Origin of the sequence: Mycobacterium sp., assembly GCF_035570115.1 — a bacterium.
Lineage (GTDB): Bacteria > Actinomycetota > Actinomycetes > Mycobacteriales > Mycobacteriaceae > Mycobacterium.
Genome location: NZ_DATMLH010000336.1, coordinates 1 through 20,618 on the forward strand (window position 1 = coordinate 1; position 20,618 = coordinate 20,618).

The 20,618-nt window shown below is 64.1% G+C and carries 21 protein-coding genes; 1 reads left to right on the forward strand and 20 read right to left on the reverse strand.

The features are described 5' to 3' along the window. Positions 1-249 precede the first annotated feature (249 nt). Positions 250-1,503 carry a UDP-N-acetylglucosamine 1-carboxyvinyltransferase gene (gene murA, locus VNW74_RS31385; protein ID WP_325684224.1) on the reverse strand — a complete coding sequence of 418 codons (1,254 nt, stop codon included), beginning with the start codon at positions 1,501-1,503 and terminating at the stop codon, positions 250-252. Between the two features lie 71 nt (positions 1,504-1,574). On the opposite strand from murA, the gene VNW74_RS31390 reads away from it, so the two are divergent. Then, positions 1,575-2,165, forward strand: a complete 591-nt coding sequence (locus tag VNW74_RS31390) for a cob(I)yrinic acid a,c-diamide adenosyltransferase (protein WP_325684225.1) — start codon at positions 1,575-1,577, stop codon at positions 2,163-2,165. A gap of 9 nt (positions 2,166-2,174) precedes the next feature. On the opposite strand, the gene VNW74_RS31395 is transcribed toward VNW74_RS31390, so the two are convergent. From VNW74_RS31395 to thrC, 19 genes are all read right to left on the reverse strand, one after another. After that, on the reverse strand, positions 2,175-2,618 hold the full coding sequence (locus VNW74_RS31395) for a DUF2550 domain-containing protein (RefSeq protein ID WP_325684227.1): 444 nt from the start codon (positions 2,616-2,618) through the stop codon (positions 2,175-2,177). Between the two features lie 12 nt (positions 2,619-2,630). Beyond that, positions 2,631-2,996 (reverse strand): F0F1 ATP synthase subunit epsilon, encoded by a 366-nt coding sequence (locus tag VNW74_RS31400; protein ID WP_325684229.1) that lies wholly within the window; start codon positions 2,994-2,996, stop codon positions 2,631-2,633. A gap of 33 nt (positions 2,997-3,029) precedes the next feature. After that, positions 3,030-4,481 (reverse strand): F0F1 ATP synthase subunit beta, encoded by a 1,452-nt coding sequence (atpD, locus tag VNW74_RS31405; RefSeq protein ID WP_325684231.1) that lies wholly within the window; start codon positions 4,479-4,481, stop codon positions 3,030-3,032. Positions 4,482-4,505: 24 nt separating this feature from the next. Continuing rightward, the gene (locus tag VNW74_RS31410; RefSeq protein ID WP_325684233.1) at positions 4,506-5,411 is read right to left on the reverse strand and encodes a F0F1 ATP synthase subunit gamma; all 906 of its coding nucleotides are present in this window, start codon (positions 5,409-5,411) and stop codon (positions 4,506-4,508) included. Between the two features lie 6 nt (positions 5,412-5,417). After that, entirely contained in the window at positions 5,418-7,070 is a 1,653-nt protein-coding gene (atpA, locus tag VNW74_RS31415; protein ID WP_325684235.1) for a F0F1 ATP synthase subunit alpha, read from the reverse strand. A 41-nt stretch (positions 7,071-7,111) separates the two neighbouring features. Beyond that, the gene (locus tag VNW74_RS31420; RefSeq protein WP_325684237.1) at positions 7,112-8,452 is read right to left on the reverse strand and encodes a F0F1 ATP synthase subunit B/delta; all 1,341 of its coding nucleotides are present in this window, start codon (positions 8,450-8,452) and stop codon (positions 7,112-7,114) included. Between the two features lie 5 nt (positions 8,453-8,457). Beyond that, positions 8,458-8,979, reverse strand: coding sequence for a F0F1 ATP synthase subunit B (locus VNW74_RS31425; RefSeq protein WP_325684239.1), 522 nt, complete (start codon positions 8,977-8,979; stop codon positions 8,458-8,460). Between the two features lie 9 nt (positions 8,980-8,988). Next, positions 8,989-9,234: a F0F1 ATP synthase subunit C gene (locus VNW74_RS31430; RefSeq protein WP_324441085.1), complete on the reverse strand. Its 246-nt coding sequence runs from the start codon at positions 9,232-9,234 to the stop codon at positions 8,989-8,991. 76 nt (positions 9,235-9,310) lie between these two features. Continuing rightward, on the reverse strand, positions 9,311-10,096 hold the full coding sequence (gene atpB / locus VNW74_RS31435) for a F0F1 ATP synthase subunit A (RefSeq protein ID WP_325684241.1): 786 nt from the start codon (positions 10,094-10,096) through the stop codon (positions 9,311-9,313). Beyond that, a complete protein-coding gene (locus VNW74_RS31440) occupies positions 10,089-10,574 on the reverse strand; it encodes an ATP synthase subunit I (RefSeq protein WP_325684243.1) in 486 nt (161 codons plus the stop codon). The genes atpB and VNW74_RS31440 overlap by 8 nt, the downstream gene beginning before the upstream one ends. Before the next feature lie 224 nt (positions 10,575-10,798). After that, complete coding sequence (locus tag VNW74_RS31445; RefSeq protein ID WP_325684257.1) at positions 10,799-12,007, reverse strand: MraY family glycosyltransferase; 1,209 nt, start codon at positions 12,005-12,007, stop codon at positions 10,799-10,801. Between the two features lie 33 nt (positions 12,008-12,040). Continuing rightward, entirely contained in the window at positions 12,041-12,694 is a 654-nt protein-coding gene (locus VNW74_RS31450; protein ID WP_325684245.1) for an L-threonylcarbamoyladenylate synthase, read from the reverse strand. After that, on the reverse strand, positions 12,687-13,553 hold the full coding sequence (gene prmC, locus VNW74_RS31455) for a peptide chain release factor N(5)-glutamine methyltransferase (protein WP_325684247.1): 867 nt from the start codon (positions 13,551-13,553) through the stop codon (positions 12,687-12,689). Before prmC ends, VNW74_RS31450 begins: the two co-directional genes overlap by 8 nt. Further along, complete coding sequence (gene prfA / locus VNW74_RS31460; protein WP_325684248.1) at positions 13,550-14,623, reverse strand: peptide chain release factor 1; 1,074 nt, start codon at positions 14,621-14,623, stop codon at positions 13,550-13,552. Before prfA ends, prmC begins: the two co-directional genes overlap by 4 nt. 88 nt (positions 14,624-14,711) lie before the next feature. Then, positions 14,712-14,966 carry a 50S ribosomal protein L31 gene (rpmE, locus tag VNW74_RS31465; protein WP_325684249.1) on the reverse strand — a complete coding sequence of 85 codons (255 nt, stop codon included), beginning with the start codon at positions 14,964-14,966 and terminating at the stop codon, positions 14,712-14,714. Positions 14,967-15,106: 140 nt separating this feature from the next. Further along, entirely contained in the window at positions 15,107-16,726 is a 1,620-nt protein-coding gene (fadD1, locus tag VNW74_RS31470) for a fatty-acid--CoA ligase FadD1 (protein ID WP_325684251.1), read from the reverse strand. Positions 16,727-16,834: 108 nt separating this feature from the next. Next, positions 16,835-18,676 carry a transcription termination factor Rho gene (gene rho, locus VNW74_RS31475; protein WP_325684253.1) on the reverse strand — a complete coding sequence of 614 codons (1,842 nt, stop codon included), beginning with the start codon at positions 18,674-18,676 and terminating at the stop codon, positions 16,835-16,837. A 261-nt stretch (positions 18,677-18,937) separates the two neighbouring features. Further along, positions 18,938-19,885 (reverse strand): homoserine kinase, encoded by a 948-nt coding sequence (thrB, locus tag VNW74_RS31480; RefSeq protein ID WP_325684259.1) that lies wholly within the window; start codon positions 19,883-19,885, stop codon positions 18,938-18,940. A gap of 53 nt (positions 19,886-19,938) precedes the next feature. After that, positions 19,939-20,618, reverse strand: a 680-nt coding sequence (thrC, locus tag VNW74_RS31485; protein WP_325684255.1) for a threonine synthase, incomplete at its 5' end; no start/stop codon positions are given.

Genomic DNA, 20,618 nt, shown 5'->3' on the forward strand with positions numbered 1-20,618 from the left:
AAAATCTGACCTAACAAATAACAACACCAAAAACTGGCATCAAAAAAACATCACACCCTGACACGGGGTATCAGAACATGACAAAAAACAACAACAAAAACAAAACCACCAAACACACTATTGAGTTCTCAAACAACACCCTTGAACACTCACCCGTGAACAGGCAACCCTGCCACTATACTCCGCGGCATAAGCACGGTCAACTCGCTGCCGCTCCGCTCAGGACCGGCGAGAGTCGTTATGTATCAACTAGTCTACGCGCTCAATCTCCGCTCCGAGACTGACCAGATTTTCCACGAACAGCGGATAGCCGCGGTCGATATGAAAGACGTCGTGCACCTCGGTGTCACCGTCGGCGACCAATCCAGCAAGCACCAGACCCGCGCCGGCCCGGATGTCCGACGACCACACCGGTGCACTCGACAGTTGCGGCAGGCCCCGCACGACGGCATGGTGCCCGTCGGTGCGGGCGTCGGCGCCCAGGCGGATCATCTCCTCGACAAACCGGAACCGTGCCTCGAACACGTTCTCGGTAATCATTGACGTGCCATCGGCGATCGACGCCAGGCCGATCGCCATCGGCTGCAGATCCGTCGGGAACCCCGGGAACGGCAACGTCGAGACGTTGACGGCCTTCGGGCGCTCGTACTGCGTCACGCGAAAACTATCGTCAGTCTGGGTGACGGTGGCGCCCACATCGTGCAGTTTGTGCAGTACAACCTGAAGATGTGCCGGATCAACCCCGGTCACCGTAATGTCGCCGCGGGTCATCGCTGCGGCGATGCCCCAGGTGGCAGCCACGATGCGGTCGCCGATCACGCGGTGCTCGGTCGGGTAGAGCCGCGGTACACCGGTGATGGTCATCGTCGGCGAACCGGCACCTTCGACCTGCGCACCCATCTGGTTCAACATCGTGCACAGGTCCACCACGTCGGGCTCGCGCGCCGCATTGTGAATTGTGGTGACGCCCTCCGCCAAGACCGCGGCCATCAAGATGTTCTCGGTGGCTCCCACTGATGGGAACTCCAACTGAATTTCGGCGCCCCGCAAGGTATCCGCCTGGGCAACCACACAACCGTGCTCAATATTGCAGACGGCACCCAACTGCCGCAGCCCGGCCTGGTGCATATCCAGCGGCCGCGACCCGATGGCGTCACCGCCCGGCAGTGCGACTTTGGCCCGCTTGCATCTCCCGACGAGCGGGCCGAGCACGCAGACCGAGGCTCGGAACTGACGGACCGCGGCGAAGTCTGCGTCGTATTTCGGCTCATCCGGGGAGGTGATGCGCACGGTTGCGCCGGCCAGTTCGACCGTGGCGCCCAGGCCCCTCAGCACCTCCGCCATCAGCGGGACGTCGAGGATGTCGGGGCAGTTGGTGATCGTGCTGGTGCCTTCAGCGAGAAGGGTTGCAGCCATCAACTTGAGAACGCTGTTTTTCGCGCCACCAACAGCGACTTTGCCCGACAACCGACTGCCACCGGTCACCACGAATCGCTCGGCCACCCGGGTTAGTTTAGTGAAGCGGTATCGACCTGTCAGTCGGCATGGCCGTCACAGCGGTACGGTTTTCAGTCATGGCAGTACACCTGACGCGGATCTATACCCGGACCGGCGACGACGGGACCACTGGGTTGAGTGATTTCTCGCGGGTCTCCAAGAACGACGCGCGGTTGGTGGCGTATGCCGACTGCGACGAAGCCAACGCGGCGATCGGCACTGCGATCGCGTTGGGGAATCCCAATAAGCAGTTGGCAGATGTCTTACAGCACGTACAGAACGACCTGTTCGATGCCGGTGCAGACCTCTCTACCCCGGTTGTGGAGAACCCGAAGTATCCTCCGCTGCGGATCACGCAGTCATACATCGATCGACTCGAGACGTGGTGTGACCAGTTCAACGAAGGCCTGCCGGCGCTCAATTCCTTTGTACTACCTGGTGGCTCGCCACTTTCGGCGCTGCTGCATGTCGCCCGCACGGCGGCACGCCGCGCCGAGCGTTCGGCGTGGGCCGCGATCGACATGCATCCGTCGGACGTCAGTCCACTGCCGGCCAAGTATCTGAATCGATTGTCCGACTTGCTGTTTATCCTGTGCCGGGTGGCCAACCCGGACGGCGACGTGCTGTGGCAGCCCGGCGGCGGACGGCCCGGGCGGCCGGAGAAGTAGACCCGCAGATCAGATGCTGCGGCGGCGTGCACGTGGCGAGGGACGTGATTCCAACCACGACTGGAAAGCGGTCAATGCGCCTCGGTCCAGCGCGATTTCATAGCCCGCCCTACGGTCCTGCGTCGTGTCACGCAGTTCCAACACAATGATCTCTTCGGTCATGATGTCGAACTCGTCACCGCGTGGTGAACGCCGCGAAACGATGTCCACACCTCGCCTGTTGAGTCGACGATCCGGCCACAAGCGAACACTGGACAATCGGTAGAAGGTCGCATCACCGCCCCGGTAGCGGATGACGCCGTGGCGCCACCCGTGGCCTCCCACGGCGGGGATGTCCCGCATGATCGCGGCCGTCCCACCCTGGCGCAGCTTCCACAGCCGATAACTCAAGGCGACGACGGCGATTCCCAACACGGCGACGAGCGCGATCATGGCAATCATGAGCGCGCTCATCGCCGCCGCTCGCTAGTCGAGCGCGCCGACAGCGCGCAGTCTGGCCCGCCCCCTGGCAGCGATACGGGGATCTTCTGACTCCGAATCCTCTCTGGCCGCGGCCTCGTCAATCTCCGACTCGAACTCCGCGGATTCCGCGAGGATGCTGACCCCCTCCTCGGTCACCGACATAAAGCCCCCGTCCACCGCGATGCGCAGGTCGTTCTCGTCCTCACGTTCGACGCGCACCATGGCATCATCGACCAGTTGCGCCACCAGCGGGATATGCCGTGGCAGGATACCGATCTCCCCGACGGTGGTACGGGTGAAGATGAACGTCGCCTCGCCCGACCAGATCTCCCGGTCGACGGCAACGATCTCCACGTTCATGCCGGCCATGTCAAGCCACCTTTCGCCGCTGGCAAGAACAGATCACAGCTTGGCGCCGAAGCTTTCAGCCTTCTTGGCCAGGTCGTCGAGACCACCGATCAGGAAGAACGCCTGCTCGGGCACATGGTCGAAATCGCCCTTTGCCAGCTTGTCGAACGCCTCGATGGTTTCCTTCACCGGCACGGTGGAACCGGGCTGACCGGTGAACTGCTCGGCCGCCATCATGTTCTGCGAGAGGAACCGCTCGATCCGTCGCGCCCGGTTGACCTGTTGCTTATCTTCTTCGGACAGCTCGTCGATACCCAGAATTGCGATGATGTCTTGAAGGTCCTTGTAGCGCTGCAGGATTCGAATCACTTCCTGCGCCACCCGGTAGTGCTCGTCGCCAACCACCGCGGGGTCGAGGATGGTGGAGCTGGACGCCAACGGGTCCACCGCCGGGAAGATGCCCTTGGAGAACACCGATCGGCTCAGTTCGGTGGTGGCATCCAGGTGAGCGAATGTAGTGGCCGGCGCCGGGTCGGTGTAGTCGTCGGCGGGCACGTACACGGCCTGCATCGAGGTGATGGACTTACCACGTGTCGACGTGATCCGCTCCTGGAGCTCACCCATTTCGTCGGCCAGCGTGGGCTGATACCCCACCGCCGAGGGCATCCGGCCGAGCAGCGTGGAAACCTCGGATCCGGCCTGGGTGAACCGGAAGATGTTGTCGATGAACAACAGCACGTCCTGGCCCTGCTCGTCGCGGAAGTACTCGGCCATCGTCAAAGCCGACAACGCCACTCGCATACGGGTACCGGGCGGCTCGTCCATCTGACCGAACACCAGCGCGGTGTCCTTGAGAACATCAGCTTCGCCAAGCTCGACCCACAGGTCATTGCCCTCGCGGGTGCGTTCGCCCACACCGGCGAACACCGAGGTGCCGCCGAAGTTTCGGGCGATGCGGTTGATCATCTCCTGAATAAGAACTGTTTTGCCCACGCCCGCACCACCGAACAGCGCGATCTTGCCGCCGCGCACGTACGGCGTCAGCAAGTCGACGACCTTCAGACCGGTCTCGAGCATCTCGGTGCGCGGTTCCAGCTCGTCGAACGGCGGCGGCTTGCGATGAATGGCCCAGTGATCGAAATCTTCTCCGTAGCCTGGCTCGTCCAGGCAGTGGCCCAGTGTGTTGAACACGTGGCCCTTGACACCGTCGCCGACCGGCACCGAAATCGAGGCTCCGGTGTCGATCACCTCGACGCCGCGCACCAGACCGTCGGTCGGCTGCATCGAGATGGTGCGGACCAGGCTGTCGCCGAGGTGCTGTGCGACCTCCAGCGTCAACGTCTTCGCGAGCGACGCGAACGTGACGTCAGCGTGCAGAGCGTTGAACAGCTCCGGCACTGAGCCACGGGGAAACTCGACGTCGACGACGGGTCCGGTAACCCGGACCACGCGGCCGCTGGTGTCGGTGCCCTTGGATTTCTTTGACTTCTCGGTGGTAGCAGTCATATCTTCTTCGCTTCCTGGTGGGGCTTATCGCGCGGCTCCGGCGAGCGCGTTTGCGCCACCGACGATTTCGCTGATTTCTTGGGTGATCTGGGCCTGCCGTTCACGGTTGGCCTCGAGCGTGAGGGCCTTGATGAGATCGTCGGCGTTGTCGCTCGCCGACTTCATCGCCCGTTGACGTGATGCCAGCTCTGAGGCAGCGGACTCGAGCAGCGCGGCATACACGCGGGTGGTCAGGTAGCGGGGCAACAGCGACTCGAACAGAGTCGTCGCATCCGGCTCGAATGAGTACAACGTGAGCGGTCCGGGGTCCTCGACGTACTCCACAACCATCGGTGCGATGCGGTGCGCCTCCGCCGACTGCGACATCATCGACTTGAACTCCGTGTAGACGATGTGCAGCTCGTCGACGCCGGCGGGCCCGTCCTGCTCACCCTCGGCGCCCGCCATGAAGGTGCTCACCAGGGTCTCAGCTATCTTCGCGGCATCCTCGTAGCTGGGCCGCTCGGAAAAGCCTGTCCACGATTCGACGATGTCCCAGTTTCGGAATGTGTAGTAACCCTGTGCTTTACGGCCGACGGTGTAGAGTACCGGCGTTTTACCGTCGCTCCGCAGCAGCGAGAAAAGTTCCTCAGCCCGACGGAAGACGCTCGAGTTGTACGCACCACAAAGGCCGCGGTCAGACGAGACCACCAGCACGCCGGCCCGTTTCGGTTCGGAGTGCTCGACCAGCAGCGGATGGTCCAAAGCGGCTTCGGCGGCCAGGGTGGTGAGCATGTTGGTGATCTCGGCGGCGTAGGGCCGGGCCGCCTGCAGCCGCGTCTGGGCCTTGCCGATGCGCGACGTCGCGATCATCTCCTGTGCCTTGGTGATCTTCTTGATCGACCCGGCGGAGCGGATCCGACCCCGCAGTTCGCGAAGTGTGGCAGCCATTCTCGATTACTTCTTCTGCTCCGGTGGCGCGGGCTTGTGAACCTGCACCGCTTCTTTCGCCAATTTCCCTTCGTCAAGGGCTTCCACGTGCTCGTCGGGCACCACTGAGCCGCCGCCGGTAGCCGCAAAGCCCTTCTTGAACTCGTTGACCGCCTCGGTCAACTTGTTCTCCCCCTCCTCGGCGAGTTTCTGGGACTCTCGGATCTCGGACAGAATGCCGTCTGCGGATGCCCGAAGGTGGTCGAGGAACTCGGTCTCGAACCGCCGCACGTCTTCGACTGGAACCGAATCCAGGTGGCCACCGGTACCGAGGAAGATCGCAACCACCTGCTCCTCAACCGGCACCGGTTGGTTTTGCGGCTGCTTGAGCAGCTCCACGAGTCGAGCGCCTCGCTCCAACTGCGCTTTCGACGTGGCGTCCAAGTCCGAGGCAAACGCCGCGAATGACTCCAGTTCGCGGTACTGGGACAGATCCAGCCGCAGCGATCCGGCCACTTCCTTCATGGCCTTGATCTGGGCCGCACCACCGACGCGGGAAACGGAAACACCGACGTTGATGGCTGGCCGGACGCCCTGGTTGAACAGATCGGATTCCAGGAAGCACTGCCCGTCGGTGATCGAGATGACGTTGGTCGGGATGTAGGCCGAGATGTCGTTGGCTTTGGTCTCGATGACTGGCAGGCCAGTCAATGAGCCGCCACCGAGATCGTCGGAAAGCTTGGCGCACCGTTCCAGCAGGCGCGAGTGCAAATAGAAGACGTCGCCCGGGTAGGCCTCACGGCCCGGCGGGCGGCGCAGCAGCAGCGAGATCGCGCGGTAAGCCTCGGCCTGCTTGCTCAGGTCGTCGAACACGATCAGCACATGCTTGCCCTGATACATCCAGTGCTGAGCGATCGCCGAACCGGTATATGGCGCAAGCCATTTGAACCCAGCAGAGTCAGATGCGGGAGCGGCGACAATCGTCGTGTAGTCCATCGCGCCGCCCTCTTCCAGCGTGTGGTGGACGGAGGCGATCGTGGTGCCCTTTTGCCCGATAGCTACGTAAACACACCGCACCTGCTTTTTCTCATCACCGGATTCCCAGTTCTGTCGCTGGTTGAGAATGGTGTCCACGCAGACGGTGGTCTTGCCTGTCTTACGGTCGCCGATGATCAGCTGCCGCTGGCCGCGGCCGATCGGCGTCATCGCGTCGATGGCCTTAATGCCGGTCTGCAGCGGCTCTTTGACGCCCTGACGCTCCACCACCGACGGAGCCTGAACCTCCAACGCCCTGCGCTCGTCGGTTTCGATGTCACCGCGGCCATCGATCGGGTGGCCGAGCGGGTCGACAACTCGGCCAAGGAACGCATCGCCGACTGGTACCGAAAGCACCTCGCCGGTGCGCTTCACCTGCTGGCCCTCTTCAATTTTCTCGAAGTCGCCCAGGATCACCGTGCCGATGCTGTGCTCGTCGAGGTTGAGCGCCACGCCCAAAACCCCGCCGGGGAATTCGAGCAGCTCTTGGGTCATCACCGACGGCAAGCCCTCTACGTGCGCAATACCGTCGCCGGTGTCGATGACGGTGCCGACCTCCTCCCGGGCGGTTTCGGAGGTAAAAGAGCTTACGTACTCATCGATCGCGCCCTGAATGTCGTCAGCGGAGATTGTCAACTCTGCCATGGCTTTTCGTTCTTCCTGCTTGTTGATGGACTACGGGTGTTTCAGTCTGGCAACTGGGTCCGGGCCGCGGCGAGACGAGACGAAAGCGTACCGTCGATGACCTCGTCGCCGACCGAAATTGCGAGCCCGCCTAGCAGCGCGGGGTCGATTTGCATCTGCACTGTGACCGGATGGCCGTAGATCCGGCTCAGCACTTGGCTCAGTCGCTCTTGCTGGGTGTCGCTGAGCTCGGTGGCCGCGCTGACGTGCGCGACGACTTCGCCACGTCGAGCCACCGCCACTTCAGCCAGCGTGAGCACCGCGTCCTCGGCCGGTTCTCCCCGCAACAACTCGACTGTCTTGGAAAGCAGTTCAACCGTGACCGGATTGACAGTGGTGCTCGCGCTTTCCAGCACGTTGTGCAGCAACCGAACCCGGCTGTCGGCCGGAGCTTCGTAGTCACCGAGCAGGATGGAGAGACGCGGTTGAGCATCAACGATCCGGCTGAACCAGAACAATTGGTCTTCGACCTCGTCCAGCGAACCGGCATGTTCGGCGCGGGTCAACAATGCGTTTCGCAGCACCAGCTCGACCGCATCGACCAGATCTTTGCTGGCCGACCAGCGCTGCGAGACAGCCGCTTTGAGGACCTCGAGCGCGGGCTCTCCGACTTTGTCGGATACCAGCCGCTCGATCAACCGGACTCGGGGTGACGCGTCTTCAGCCGGCAAGGTCAGATAGCGGGTGACCACGCTCTCGCGTTCGAACAGTGCGGCGACAGATGTCAGCTCATCGGCAAGCGTGGACAGGCCTCGGTCGTCAAGGTCTTTGGCTATCTCACCGAAGCGCTTCATCAGAGCGTCCAGCGACAGTCGGCTAGCCGACCGCATTTTCGCCGATAGCGGGTACTGGACGTCCGCCTCGGACGGCGCCATCGCATCAAGCTCGTCGAGGAAGCGGTCCACAGTGGCTGACTGCTGCGCCGGCTCGGCAACGTAGCCACGCACCAATTCCCCCGCCCGCCGCACGGATTCGGCGCCGAAGTCCTGACGCAGCTGGCGGACCAACTGCGCTCGCAGTAGCTGGACCTGCTTGGCGCCCTGAACTTTGACGCGCTCGACCTCTGCATCGGCTTGAGCCCGAAGTTGTTCGGCAATGCGTTCGGCGTCGGCGCGGGCCTCTTCGGTAATCCGCTCCGCTTCCGCCTTGGCGTCTTCGCGCGCTTTGTCGTGGGCTTGGCTGGCTTCCGTGAGCCGAGCGGCGGCCGCCGCGGCGTCGTCCAACTGCTGACGCACCACGTTCTGCCGATCGACCATCATTTTCCGTAGCGGCGGCACGACGTAACGCCATACCAGCCACACGATGACGCCGAATCCGACCAGCTGCCCGAGGAATGTCGACATCTTGGCTACCGACCTGACCCGGTGGCTGTGACTGCGGTCGTGACCTCGACGCCGAGGATGCGGCTGGCCAACGTCGTAGACATGCCATCCACCCGGGAACGCAGATCCGCAGCCACCGCGTCCCCCTCCTGCTTGAGTTGCTCGGAGGCGTCCTGCAGCGTCGAGGAAACCTGTTCTTCAGCGCGCGAACGCATTTCGTCGAGAACCTTACGTCCATCCGCGCGAGCGTCGTCGCGGGCCGCCGACGCCTTCACCCGAGCTTCAGACATCGCCTTCTCGTAGTCGTCACGGGCGGCGGCAAATTGCTCGGCCGATTCTTTGTTGTCGGACTGCGTCTTGGTGACCATGTTTTCGCGCTCGTTGAGCACCTTCATGATCGGCGGCACCACGAAGGTGCCGATCACGCCGAGCACGATCAAGAAGATGAGCAGCACAACGAAGAAGGTGCCGTTGGGGAGGAGGAAGTTGCTGCCGCCTCCCTCAGCCTGGCCGGCGGCAGCCAGGACGACAACGCTCATGTCACCCATCTCGACTATCTACTTGACCGGGGTGGCGAAGACGAACAACGCCATGAAGGCCAGGTTGATGAAGTAGGCGGCCTCGACCAGACCCACGGTGATGAAGAACGGAACGAACAGCCGGCCCTGCGCCTCGGGCTGCCGGGCGATACCGGCGATCAGCGCGTTACCGGCGATACCGTCACCGACACCGGCGCCGATCGCGCCTCCGGCCATAATCAGTCCACCGCCGATGAGGGCACCGGCCGCGATTGTGGGGTTCATTGCATATCCTCCTTGATATTTGGTAAGGGTCCGTCAGGTCTGAGGTGATATGGAAGCCGGGGGTTTTGTGGCCGTCCTAATGGTGTTCCCCTTCCAGCTCCATCGATTGACTGAAGTACAAGACGGTCAGTAGCGCGAAGATGAACGCCTGGATCGCGCCGACGAATAAGTCGAATGCCTTCCAGATCGCGTTCGGCGCCCACATGATGTACGGCGGGAAAAGCGCGATCAGCGCGACCAGGATGCCGCCGGCGAAGATGTTGCCGAAAAGTCGGAGCGACAACGAGATCGGCTTGGCGAGTTCTTCGACCACGTTGATTGGCGAAAAGATCACGCCGACGGCTTTCGGCAGGGTGTTCCACACGTGTCCCTTGAGAATCTTGGCGGGGTACCCGACCGGGCCGCTGCGCCAGATGCCGGCCAGGTGATAGCACAGGAACACAAACAACGCCAATGCCAGCACGTAGTTGATGTCCGAGGCCGGTGGGGCGAACAACTCTTTCGGAGCCCCGCCCGCCGGGTCCGTGTACTGAACCGGCAACACCGACAGCCAGTTCGAGATCAGGATGTACACGAAGAGCGTGACGGCGAGGGGCAATACAAAGGGCGCGATTCGCAGCCCGATCGCGGATTCGATCTGGTTGCGCATCTGAATGGTGATCGCCTCGAAGAACAACTGCACACCGCCTGGCACGCCGGTGGAGGTGACCTTGGCGCGCAAGAAGAATGCCAGCCCGATGACGATGACGGCGGCGAGCGCCGAGGACGCCACGGTGTCGACGTTGACGGTAAGGCCGAGCCACTGGGCTGTCTCGTGATGGCCGACCTCGATGGCGCCCTCGGCCAGGAGCGTCTCACTCATCGCTGTTGCCATTCCCTTCTACTCCCTTACCTCCCCCGGCGCCGCCACCGTCCCAGCCGCCGTCGGCGGCCCCGATGCGCAGCTTCTTCCAGACCGGCAGCGCGGTCGACAGAACTAGCAGAACCTGGAACAGCGCAAGACCGAATAACACACCAAGGCCGGCGGGTCGGAAAACGAAAGCGACGGCCAGTCCGATCACGGTGATGATCAGCAACCTGCTTGCCGAGTTCATCGCCATCTTCTTCTTCAGCGGATGCGCTTCGGCGGTAATCGCGGCCACCGAGCGCTGCACACCGACGGCGTTGAGCAAACCCAGCAACAGCCCCACGCCGAAGAAAACGCCGACCATCGGGTGGTGCAGCGAGCCCGCTGCGCCGATCGCAACGACGGTGATTACAAGAGAGATGGCAAGGAGACGAATCGGCCGGAAAGCAACCGAGGGAAACACCAACGGCGCGTCTTGCGCTGGCGTTGTCACTGCTGCACCTCGTCCTCGCTAGGGGGGAGTTGCCTGGTTGATCTGTGCGTGGCCCGTTGAGCGTAACGGAGGGCAATCACTGCACTCGCATCACCCAAGGGACAGCTCCCCTTTGTCGGTCGTACGTCGGACCAATCGGACGCGAATCCGATGGCCGGTGGCCGGCAACCCGCGAGGTTTTATTCGGGTTCTACCAGGAACGTACCACACCGCGGGCGATCCTACTACTCCTCGTCGTAGATATCCTCGCGGCGGCGTAACAGCGGGATCAACGTGGCGATAACCGCGATCGCAATCGCGCCCAGCATCACCGCGGCGGTATCGCGCGGGTTGAAGAAGATCGTGCTCGCGGTGCCGAAAGCGACGATGCCCACCCACAGATAGATCAGCAGAACCACGCGGCGATGCGAATGGCCGATCTGCAGCAACCGGTGATGCAGGTGCATCTTGTCGGGACTGAACGCGCTGCGACCCGCGCGGGTGCGCCGCACAATGGCCAGCAGCAGGTCGAGCATCGGGATGAACATGACCGCCGCGACCATCAGGAACGGCGACAGCAGAGCAAACACGTCGCGGGCGCCATAGGCGTTCTGCGAAATCGGTCCCGCAGCCGTCGTCGACGCGGCGGCCAGCATCAGTCCGATCAGCATCGAACCGGAATCGCCCATGAAGATCTTGGCGGGATGGAAGTTGTGCGGCAAGAAGCCCAGGCAGGCCCCGGCCAGCACCACCGAAATGACCGCAGGCGGATAGAACAGCACGTCACCCCCGTGATCACGCAGCAGGCCGACCGAGAACATGCACATGGCCAGCGCGGTGATGAGGCCAAGCCCGGCGGCCAGCCCGTCAAGACCGTCGACGAAGTTCATCGCATTGACGATCGAGACCGTCAGCGCCAGCGTGAGCAGGATCGAGGAGGCTTGGTCCAGCACGAGGGTGCCGACGCCGCCCAGCGGGATATACAGGACACTCCAGGCGACGCCCATCGTGACCAGCACACTGGCCGCGGTGATTTGACCCGCGAACTTCGTCAGCGCGTCCAGGCCCCACCGATCATCGATCAGCCCGATGCCCACGATCACCGCGCCTGCCACTTCCACCGCAGGCATGCCCGACGAGTAGACGAAACCGCGTGTGAGAGCGGGCAGCTGAGATGCGAGAAACACCGCGGCAATGACGCCCAGATACATCGCCAGACCGCCCATCCGTGGCGTCGGCGTTATGTGCACATCGCGTTCGCGGGGGTAGGCGACCGCACCGAACCGGGTCGCCAGCAGACGTACCGGTCCGGTCGCAAAGTAGGTGATGATCGCGGCCGTGAGCCCGACCAGCGCCAACTCGCGCAACGGAACACCGGCGCCACGGTCAGACAGGGCAAGCAGACCGCCGGCGAGGTTATGGATACCCCTGACCACCCCGAGACCGTACTGCACCACCCTGAGACAGTATTGAATCGCCGTGGCGGGTCAGCCGGTCAAACTCGCGGCGTCCAAACCGAGCACCGCGGCGATACCCTCGGCGCTGACCGGTCCGGATCGGAGAATGCGTGGTTCGGGCCCGGTCAAGTCCAGGATCGTCGAGGCCGCCTGCTGCGCGGCAGGACCGGCGTCGAGATAGACGTCGACGAGGTCACCCAGCTGGCTGCGCGCCTCGCCGGCGTCGACTGCCGATGGACGGCCGGAGACGTTGGCGCTGGATACCGCCATCGGCCCGACCTCACGCAACAGTTCAATGGCTACCGGGTGCAGCGGCATCCGCAGCATCACCGTGCCCCGGGCATCGCCGAGGTCCCACTGCAGAGACGGCGCTTGCCGGACCACCAGGCTCAACGCGCCCGGCCAGAATGCGCGGATCAGGTCACGCGTTGACTGCGGAACCATCAGTGCAAGGCCGTCGATGGTGTGCCAAGAGCCGACTAGCACCCCCACGGGCATGTCGCGCCCGCGTCCCTTCGCCGATAGCAGTGCGGCCACCGCCGAGCTGTCGAAAGCGTCGGCGCCGATGCCGTACACCGTGTCGGTCGGGAGAACCACCAGGCCACCGTTCTTGACGGCCGCAGCTGCCGATGCGATTCCGCGGGGACGCTGTTCGGGATCGGCGCAATCGAATACGTCAGTCATCCGCGCTGTCGTCTCTTCTGCGGGCCGTGACGAATCTGCTTCGGCCGGTCAGATCTGTTCGAGCAGCGATGTCATCGAAAAGGCCGGTGCTGCTGACGAGTTCGGACGTCAGTAGCGATGTGGTGTCGTCGTGCTCGACGGCGAAGAAACCACCCGGACGCAGCCATCGGCCGGCCAGCCGGACAACGGCGGCGATCACCCTCATCCCGTCCGGGCCAGCGAACACAGCATGCGGCGGATCATGTTCAGCGACTTCGGGTTCGAGCTCAACAGTGTCAGGCACGTAGGGCGGGTTGGTCACCACCAGGTCGACTTGCCCATCGATCTGGGTAAGCAGGCCGGGGTCGGTGGCGTCAGCCCGCACTAACTCGACCTTGGTGCCCAACGAGTTTCTGCGCGCATACTCAAGTGCGGCATCCGAGTTGTCGATGCCGAGCACCCGCGCTTCCGGCCAGCGCTGCGCCAGTGCGAGTGCCAGCGCACCCGAACCGGTGCAGACGTCGACGATGAGCGGCCGCGCGGGAGCTCCCGGAAGACACTGCGCGGTAGCCCATTCCAACATGACTTCGGTTTCCGGGCGCGGAATGAAAACGCCGGGCCCGACGACCAGCGTCAGCGGACCGAACGCGGCTGTGCCGGTGATGTGCTGCAGCGGCACTCGGCGCGATCGCGCTGTGATCGCGGCGTGGTAGCGATCGAAGAAGGTGTCGTCGGGCGAATCGAGCAGCGCCAGCCGTCCTCGCTCGGTGCCGGCCAGGTGCGCTGCCAACTCCTCGGCGTCGTAGCGTGCGGTGTTGATTCCGGCGTCTGCGAGCAGCGTTGTGGCCGAGTCGATCGCGCACCGCAGTCGAGTCGTCATGCCTGCTGCAGCCGTGACTGCCTGTCGGCGACGCTCAGAGCGTCGAATAATGCGTCAAGGTCGCCATCGAGAACCTGATCGAGGTTGTGTGCTTTGTAACCGATGCGGTGATCGGTGACCCGGTTCTCCGGGAAGTTGTAGGTGCGGATGCGTTCGCTGCGGTCCACGGTGCGGATCTGGCTGGCGCGATCGGCCGACGCGTCGGCCAGTGCCTGTTCCTCCGCCATCGCCTGCAGGCGGGCGGCAAGCACCTGCAACGCGCGGGTCTTGTTCTGCAGCTGCGACCGTTCGTTCTGGCAGGTGACGACAATTCCGGTGGGCAGGTGAGTAATTCGCACCGCCGAGTCGGTGGTGTTGACGCCCTGACCGCCCTTGCCCGACGATCGGTAGACGTCGATGCGTAGGTCCGACTCGTCGATCTGCACCTCGCCGACCTCCTCGGGCTCCGGGTAGACCAGCACGCCGGCAGCCGAGGTATGCACGCGGCCTTGGGATTCGGTGACCGGGACGCGCTGCACCCGATGTACCCCGCCCTCGAACTTCATCCGCGACCACACACCGTCGGCGGAGTTACCCTTGGTGGCGATCGCGAGCGTCGCGTCCTTGTAGCCGCCCAAGTCCGAGGTGGTTTCGTCTAGCACCGTTACCGCCCAGCCATGTCGCTCCGCGTAGCGGATGTACATCCTGGCCAGATCCGCGGCAAAGAGAGCCGATTCTTCGCCTCCCTCACCGGATTTGACCTCGAGCACGATGTCGTCGGCGTCGTGGGGATCACGGGGTGCCAGCATGTCGGTGAGCTGAGTGTCCAGCTCGGCCGCGCGCGATTCCAGTTCGGCGACTTCATCGACGAACGAGGCATCGTCGGCAGCCAGTTCACGTGCGGTCTCCAGATCGCCCCGCACCGACTCCAGCTTGCGTTTGGTGGCCACGATCGGCGCGAGTTGCGCGAACCGACGGCCGACTTTGCGCGCATTGGCCGCATTGCTGTGGAGTTCGGGATCGGACAGCTGACGCTCAAGCTCGGCGTGTTCGGCCAGCAGCGCGTCAATCGCCTGCGCGCCGTGCGTCATGCTGAGCTCCAATCCAGCGTCACGTTATCCGAACGCAAAACGACGCCCGGCCTGTGCGGTTTACGCAACAGTTCGGGCGTCGCTGCAACTACTGCTCGGCTTTTTGAGCCTTTCCAGCGTCTTTCTCGGCGCCGGCGTTGCGCTTGCCGTAGCGCTTCTCGAAACGAGCTACCCGGCCGCCGCTGTCGAGAATCTTTTGCTTGCCGGTGTAGAACGGGTGGCACTGCGAGCACACCTCGACCACGATGTGGCCGCTTTCCTTGGTGCTGCGGGTCGTGAAGGTGTTGCCGCACCCGCAGAGCACGGTGGTTTCCCCGTAGGCGGGATGAATGTCAGATTTCATGGTGTCCTCTTCAATCGTCGGTCGCCGGGTCGCCCTGAAGAGCTAGTGGACGTGAACCGGAACCTGAGCTTCGGCTGTCAATTATGCCAGGTCAGCCGCTCTCCCCCTAAACGCGCGCAGGCGGCCGCGCATTCCCCGGACTAAGTGGGGCTGACGTGGTGTTTTGGCGCGGCCTTGGCCGATCGGTCGACCACGACATAGATCTTGTCGCGCCCGACGCGGGTCCACAGCAGGCCACCCTCGGGCGCAGCGCCCCGGGCGCTCAGTTCGCGCTTGAGGATCTTGTTGGTGGCGGTGGACGGCAGGCTGTCGGTGATCCAGACGTGGCGTGGCCAGGCCTTGGGCGACAGGTCGGACTGGCCGGCCAGAAACTCGCCCAACTCCCCCGGCGTCAGCTCTGCGTTGTCCGCCAACACCAATGCCGCCATCACCTGGTCTCCCACCTGCTCATCAGGTACCGCGTACACCGCCACCTGGCTGACAGCCGGCAACCGTTGCAGGACGCGCTCGATGGGCGCCGTCGTCATATTTTCGCCGTCCACCCGTAGCCAGTCTCCGCTGCGCCCGGCGAAGTAAATCCAGCCATCCGCGTCGCGATAGGCCAGATCACCTGACCAGAACATGCCGTGGCGGAGTCGCGCGTCGGTGGCGGCCGGGTCGTTGTAGTAGCCGGCGAACAGGCCGGGACCGGACGTGTTGACCAGTTCGCCGATCGCTTCGTCAGGGTTGATCAGCGTGCCGTCGCCGTCGAATCGGGCCACCGGGCATTCGGTGAGCGTGTCCGGGTTGTAAATACTCACGCCGGGAAAGCCCTGGCCCAGTGAGCCTGCCGGGCAACCGTCTTCGCGGGTGATGATGATCGCGCCTTCGGTCGAGCCGAAGCCGTCCCACACCCTGCAATCGAAACGCCGGCTGAACTCCGCGATGTCGCGGTCGCTTGCCTCGTTGCCGAACGCGACGAGCAGCGGGTTGTCCGCATCGTCCGGCCGCTCGGGGGTAGCCAGCACGTAGGCCAGCGGCTTGCCGACGTAGTTCATGTAGGTCGCGCCGTAGCGGCGCAGATCGGCCAGCAAACCGGATGCCGAGAACGTCGCGGGCACCATCGCCGCACCGGAGCCCACCGCCACACTCCAGCCCGCCAGTAGCGCGTTGGAGTGAAACAGCGGCATCGACAGGTAGCAGACGCCGGATGAATCGACCTCGAACCGCTCGATCAGGTTGGCGCCGGCGAAGATCACGGTCAGGTGCATCACGCGGACCGCCTTCGGCTCGCCGCTGGTGCCCGAGGTGAAGATCATCATGAAGGTGTCGGTCGGGTCGACCTCACGATGCGGCACCAGCGGCCCGGCTGCTGCGAGCAAACCAGACCACTCGGCGCCCGAGATGTCCAGAACGCGGACGCCGGTCAGGTCGAGGCCGTCGAGCAGTGCGCGGCGGGCAGGGTCGGTGAGCAGTATCTGACAGTCGGCCCGCAGGATGTCTTTGGCCAGCGCCGCGCCGCGACGGGTGTCGTTGATGCCGCACAACACGTAACCACCGAGCGCGGCCGCCGCCATCGCGGTGAGCATCTCGGGGGTGTTGCCCAACAGCGCACCGACGTGCAGGGGCCGTTCGGGGTCGGCGATACCGATCAATGCGGCGGCCGCAGCGGAAGCGTCCGCCAGATGCTCGCCCCAGCTCCACACCCGGTCGCCGTATTTCACCGCCGGAGTGACGTCGTCCACGCGGGTGCGAAGCAGCTGCTGAACAGTGTCCGCCACGGCTCACCACTTTCCCGTCGGTCCCGACAGGCTGGCACGTTACCGGCGCAGCGTCAGCTACCTAGGGGGAAGGGCGATGTTCGTCGACGACGAGGATGTGCTAACCGGCTAGTCGTTGTCCATGCCCGGCGTCGTCTTGGACACCTGGACCAGGAACTCGTAGTTGGTCTTGGTCTTGCGCAGCTGCGACATCAGCAAGTCGATCGCCTGGTGAGAATCCAGCCCCGAGAGCACCCGACGAAGCTTGTGCACGATGCCGAATTCGTCTGGTGACAACAGCAATTCGTCCTTGCGGGTACCCGACGGGTTCACGTCGACGGCGGGGAACACCCGGCGTTCGGAGATCTTGCGGTCGAGCTTGAGCTCGGCGTTACCGGTGCCCTTGAACTCCTCGAAGATCACTGTGTCACCGGTGGATCCGGTTTCGACCATCGCCGTGGCGATAATGGTCAACGAGCCGCCTTCCTCGATATTGCGGGCGGCGCCCAGGAATCGCTTCGGCGGGTAGAGGGCAGTGGAGTCAACACCACCGGACAGGATGCGGCCTGACGCCGGAGACGCATTGTTGTAGGCGCGTCCGAGGCGGGTGATCGAGTCCAGCAGCACGACGACATCTTTGCCCTGTTCGACCAGGCGCTTGGCGCGCTCGATCGCCAGCTCGGCGACGGACGTGTGGTCTGACGGCGGCCGGTCGAACGTCGAGGCGATGACCTCGCCCTTGACCGAGCGGGTCATGTCGGTGACCTCTTCAGGCCGCTCATCGACGAGCACGACCATCAGGTGGCATTCGGGGTTGTTCCTGGTGATCGCGTTGGCGATGTCCTGCAGGATCGTCGTCTTACCGGCCTTGGGCGGCGACACGATCAGTGCGCGCTGCCCCTTGCCGATCGGCATGATCAGGTCGATGACCCGGGTGGTCAGCCGGTCGGGACTGGTTTCTAGACGCAGCCGCTGGTTGGGGTACAGCGGTGTCAATTTGCTGAAATCTGGACGCTTCTTGGCGTCTTCGACTGGCCCACCGTTGACGGTGTCCAAGCGCACCAACGGGTTGAACTTCTGCCGCTGGTTGGGTTGTTCACCTTCTTTGGGCACCCGCACCGCGCCGGTCACCGCGTCGCCTCGGCGTAAGCCGTTCTTGCGCACCATGTTCATCGACACGTAGACGTCGTGCGGGCCGGCCAGATAACCGGAAGTCCGCACAAATGCGTAATTGTCGAGAACGTCGAGGATGCCGGCGACCGGCTGAACGACGTCGTCGTCGCGCAGTTCGGTGTCACCGCCGCCGCCACCGTCGCCCGACCGATCGCCGCGACGCCGGCGCTCCCGGAATCGGCGGCCTCGGCGGCCACCGCGCCCGTCACCGTCGTCGTCTTGCTGGTTCGAGCCACCGCGGTTCTGTTGTCCGCCCGAGCCCTGTTGATCGCCGCCCTTGTCGGAATCCCTGTCGGACTCCCGTTCGTCGGACTTGGTGTCCTGTTGGTCGCGGTCACGCGCGGGCTTCTCGGTGGTTTGATCCGCCTTTTCCGCTTGGCCGTGCCGCTCGTCTGCCTGGTCGACGGAAGATCCCCGTTGGCTGGAGTCAGCGTGGGTCGCGTCGTTTGCGGTCGCTTCGGCGTGGTTGGCCGGAGCCTCGGCCGCGTGGTTGTGTGATTTGCCGCCGGTGCCGCCGTTGGCAGGCGCACCGTTTGCGTGCCCTTGGCGGCTTTCCCGTATCGCGGCGATGAGTTCGTTCTTACGCATCCCCGACGTGCCCTTCACGCCGACCTGATTGGCCAATGCGCGCAGCTCGGGCAGCACCATGGTGGACAGCGAGCCGTCCGACGCACTGGTGCTGGCGTCCGTCGCCGACCCGGATGTGTCGGGGCCGGCGGAAGTGTCGGGAGTCACGGAGTTGGACAGCTTGTTGTTTTCGGTGCTGTCGCCAGCCGTAACGAGGTCCGTATCAGTCACGGATTTCCTTTCTTCCCCAGCCGATCGAATCAAGCCAGGGGTTCGTTGCATTCAGCCAAATCGCCGAGTGCTACCAACAGTCGACTCTGCAACGCTGATCGCCGGGATTGGCGGTTTAAATGGCGAACCATCGTCCACGAGAAGAATTTGGTGTTCGTCCTTGTGTCAACGCAGATGCAGAGGCCGCGATTGCTGGACGGCTCCGAGAATAACCTGCTTCGATGCCGGAAGCAAGAAGCCCCTCCACCGTGGCGGTGGTGGTTAGCTGGGGACGGCTACTCCCGAACTCCAGCGTACTCCGTCGCCAGCCGTCATCTCGCTGACCGCAAACCCGTTTGCGGCGCCGTACGCCAAGGCCTCGGGGGGCAACTGCGAGGCCGTGCTCAGCGCGATCACCGCCGGACCAGCGCCAGATAGCACAGCTGCGACCTTGTAACGCCGCAATAGTCGAAGGTATTCCGCCGATGCCGGCATCGCGGGCGCGCGCTGCGGCTGGTGGAGCACGTCCTCGGTGGCGGCCATCAGCAGATCGGGCCGTTCGGTGAGCGCCACGACCAACAGCGCGGTGCGGCTGAGATTGAAGCGGGCGTCATGGTGGCTGACCTGCGCAGGGAGCAGCACCCGCGCCTCCGCCGTCGACGAGCGTTGCTCAGGAATGGCGGGAAACAGATGAATGTCGGGGTGTAACCGCAGCGGCACACCCGAGAAGCTGGGCGGGTCGCAGCCGCGGTCGGTCCACGACACCACCGCACCGCCCAGCACCGCGGCGGCGGCGTTGTCGGGATGCCCTTCGAATTCCGACGACAACTGAATCAGCTGGTCCTGGCTCAGAGGAGTCGAACCTGCTTGCGCGACAATCCCATTGACCGCTGCAAGGCCGCCGACCACCGCCGCTGCCGACGAGCCGAGACCCCGCGAGTGCGGGATGGCGTTACGGCACCGCACTATCAAGCCGGGCGCGGTGACGCGGGCCGCCTGCAGCCCGCGCTCGACGGCCCGAACCACCAAATGACCGGAGTCGAGCGCCAACTCCCCGGCGCCCTCGCCTTCAACGTTGACGACCAGGCCAGAATCGGTTGTCTCGACGATGATTTCGTCGTAGAGGCTCAACGCCAGCCCGATACTGTCGAAGCCCGGACCGAGGTTGGCGCTGGACGCCGCGACCACCGAACTGGCCAGCAGCCCGGCAGGCAGCATCTGGGTACTCAGGTCTGATGAGTGGCGACCCGCTTCACCCGGCTGCGCCGAGCTTGCGATCGCCACTAGACCAATCCCAATTTCGCGACGACGGCGACAGGGTCGACGGGCACCGGCGACACGCTCGGCATGTCCCGCAGCGCCGTGTCGGGATCCTTTAGGCCGTTGCCGGTCACAGTGCACACCACGGTCGATCCCGGTGCGACCCAGCCGTCATCGACGGCTTTGAGAAGACCGGCGATGCTTGCCGCCGATGCCGGTTCCACGAAGACGCCTTCGCTACCGGCGACCAGGTGATACGCCTCGAGGATCTCGTCGTCGGTGGCGGCCAGGAACCGTCCCTTGGACTGCTGTTGCGCCTCGACGGCCGACGCCCACGACGCCGGCGAGCCGATGCGGATCGCGGTGGCGATGGTCTCCGGCTGGCTCACCGGTGCGCCGAGGACCAACGGCGCCGCGCCGGCGGCCTGGGTGCCGAGCATGCGCGGCAGCTTGTCGATCACTCCGTCGGCGTGATACTCGGTGTAGCCCTTCCAGTAAGCCGTGATGTTGCCGGCGTTGCCGACCGGTAAGGCGTGCACGTCCGGTGCGGTGCCCAGCGCGTCGACGATCTCGAACGCCGCTGTCTTCTGGCCCTCGATGCGGACGGGGTTGACCGAGTTGACCAACGAGATCGTCGGGAAGTCGGCGACGATCTTGCGGGCGAGTTCCAGGCAGTCGTCGAAGTTGCCGTCGATCTGGATGA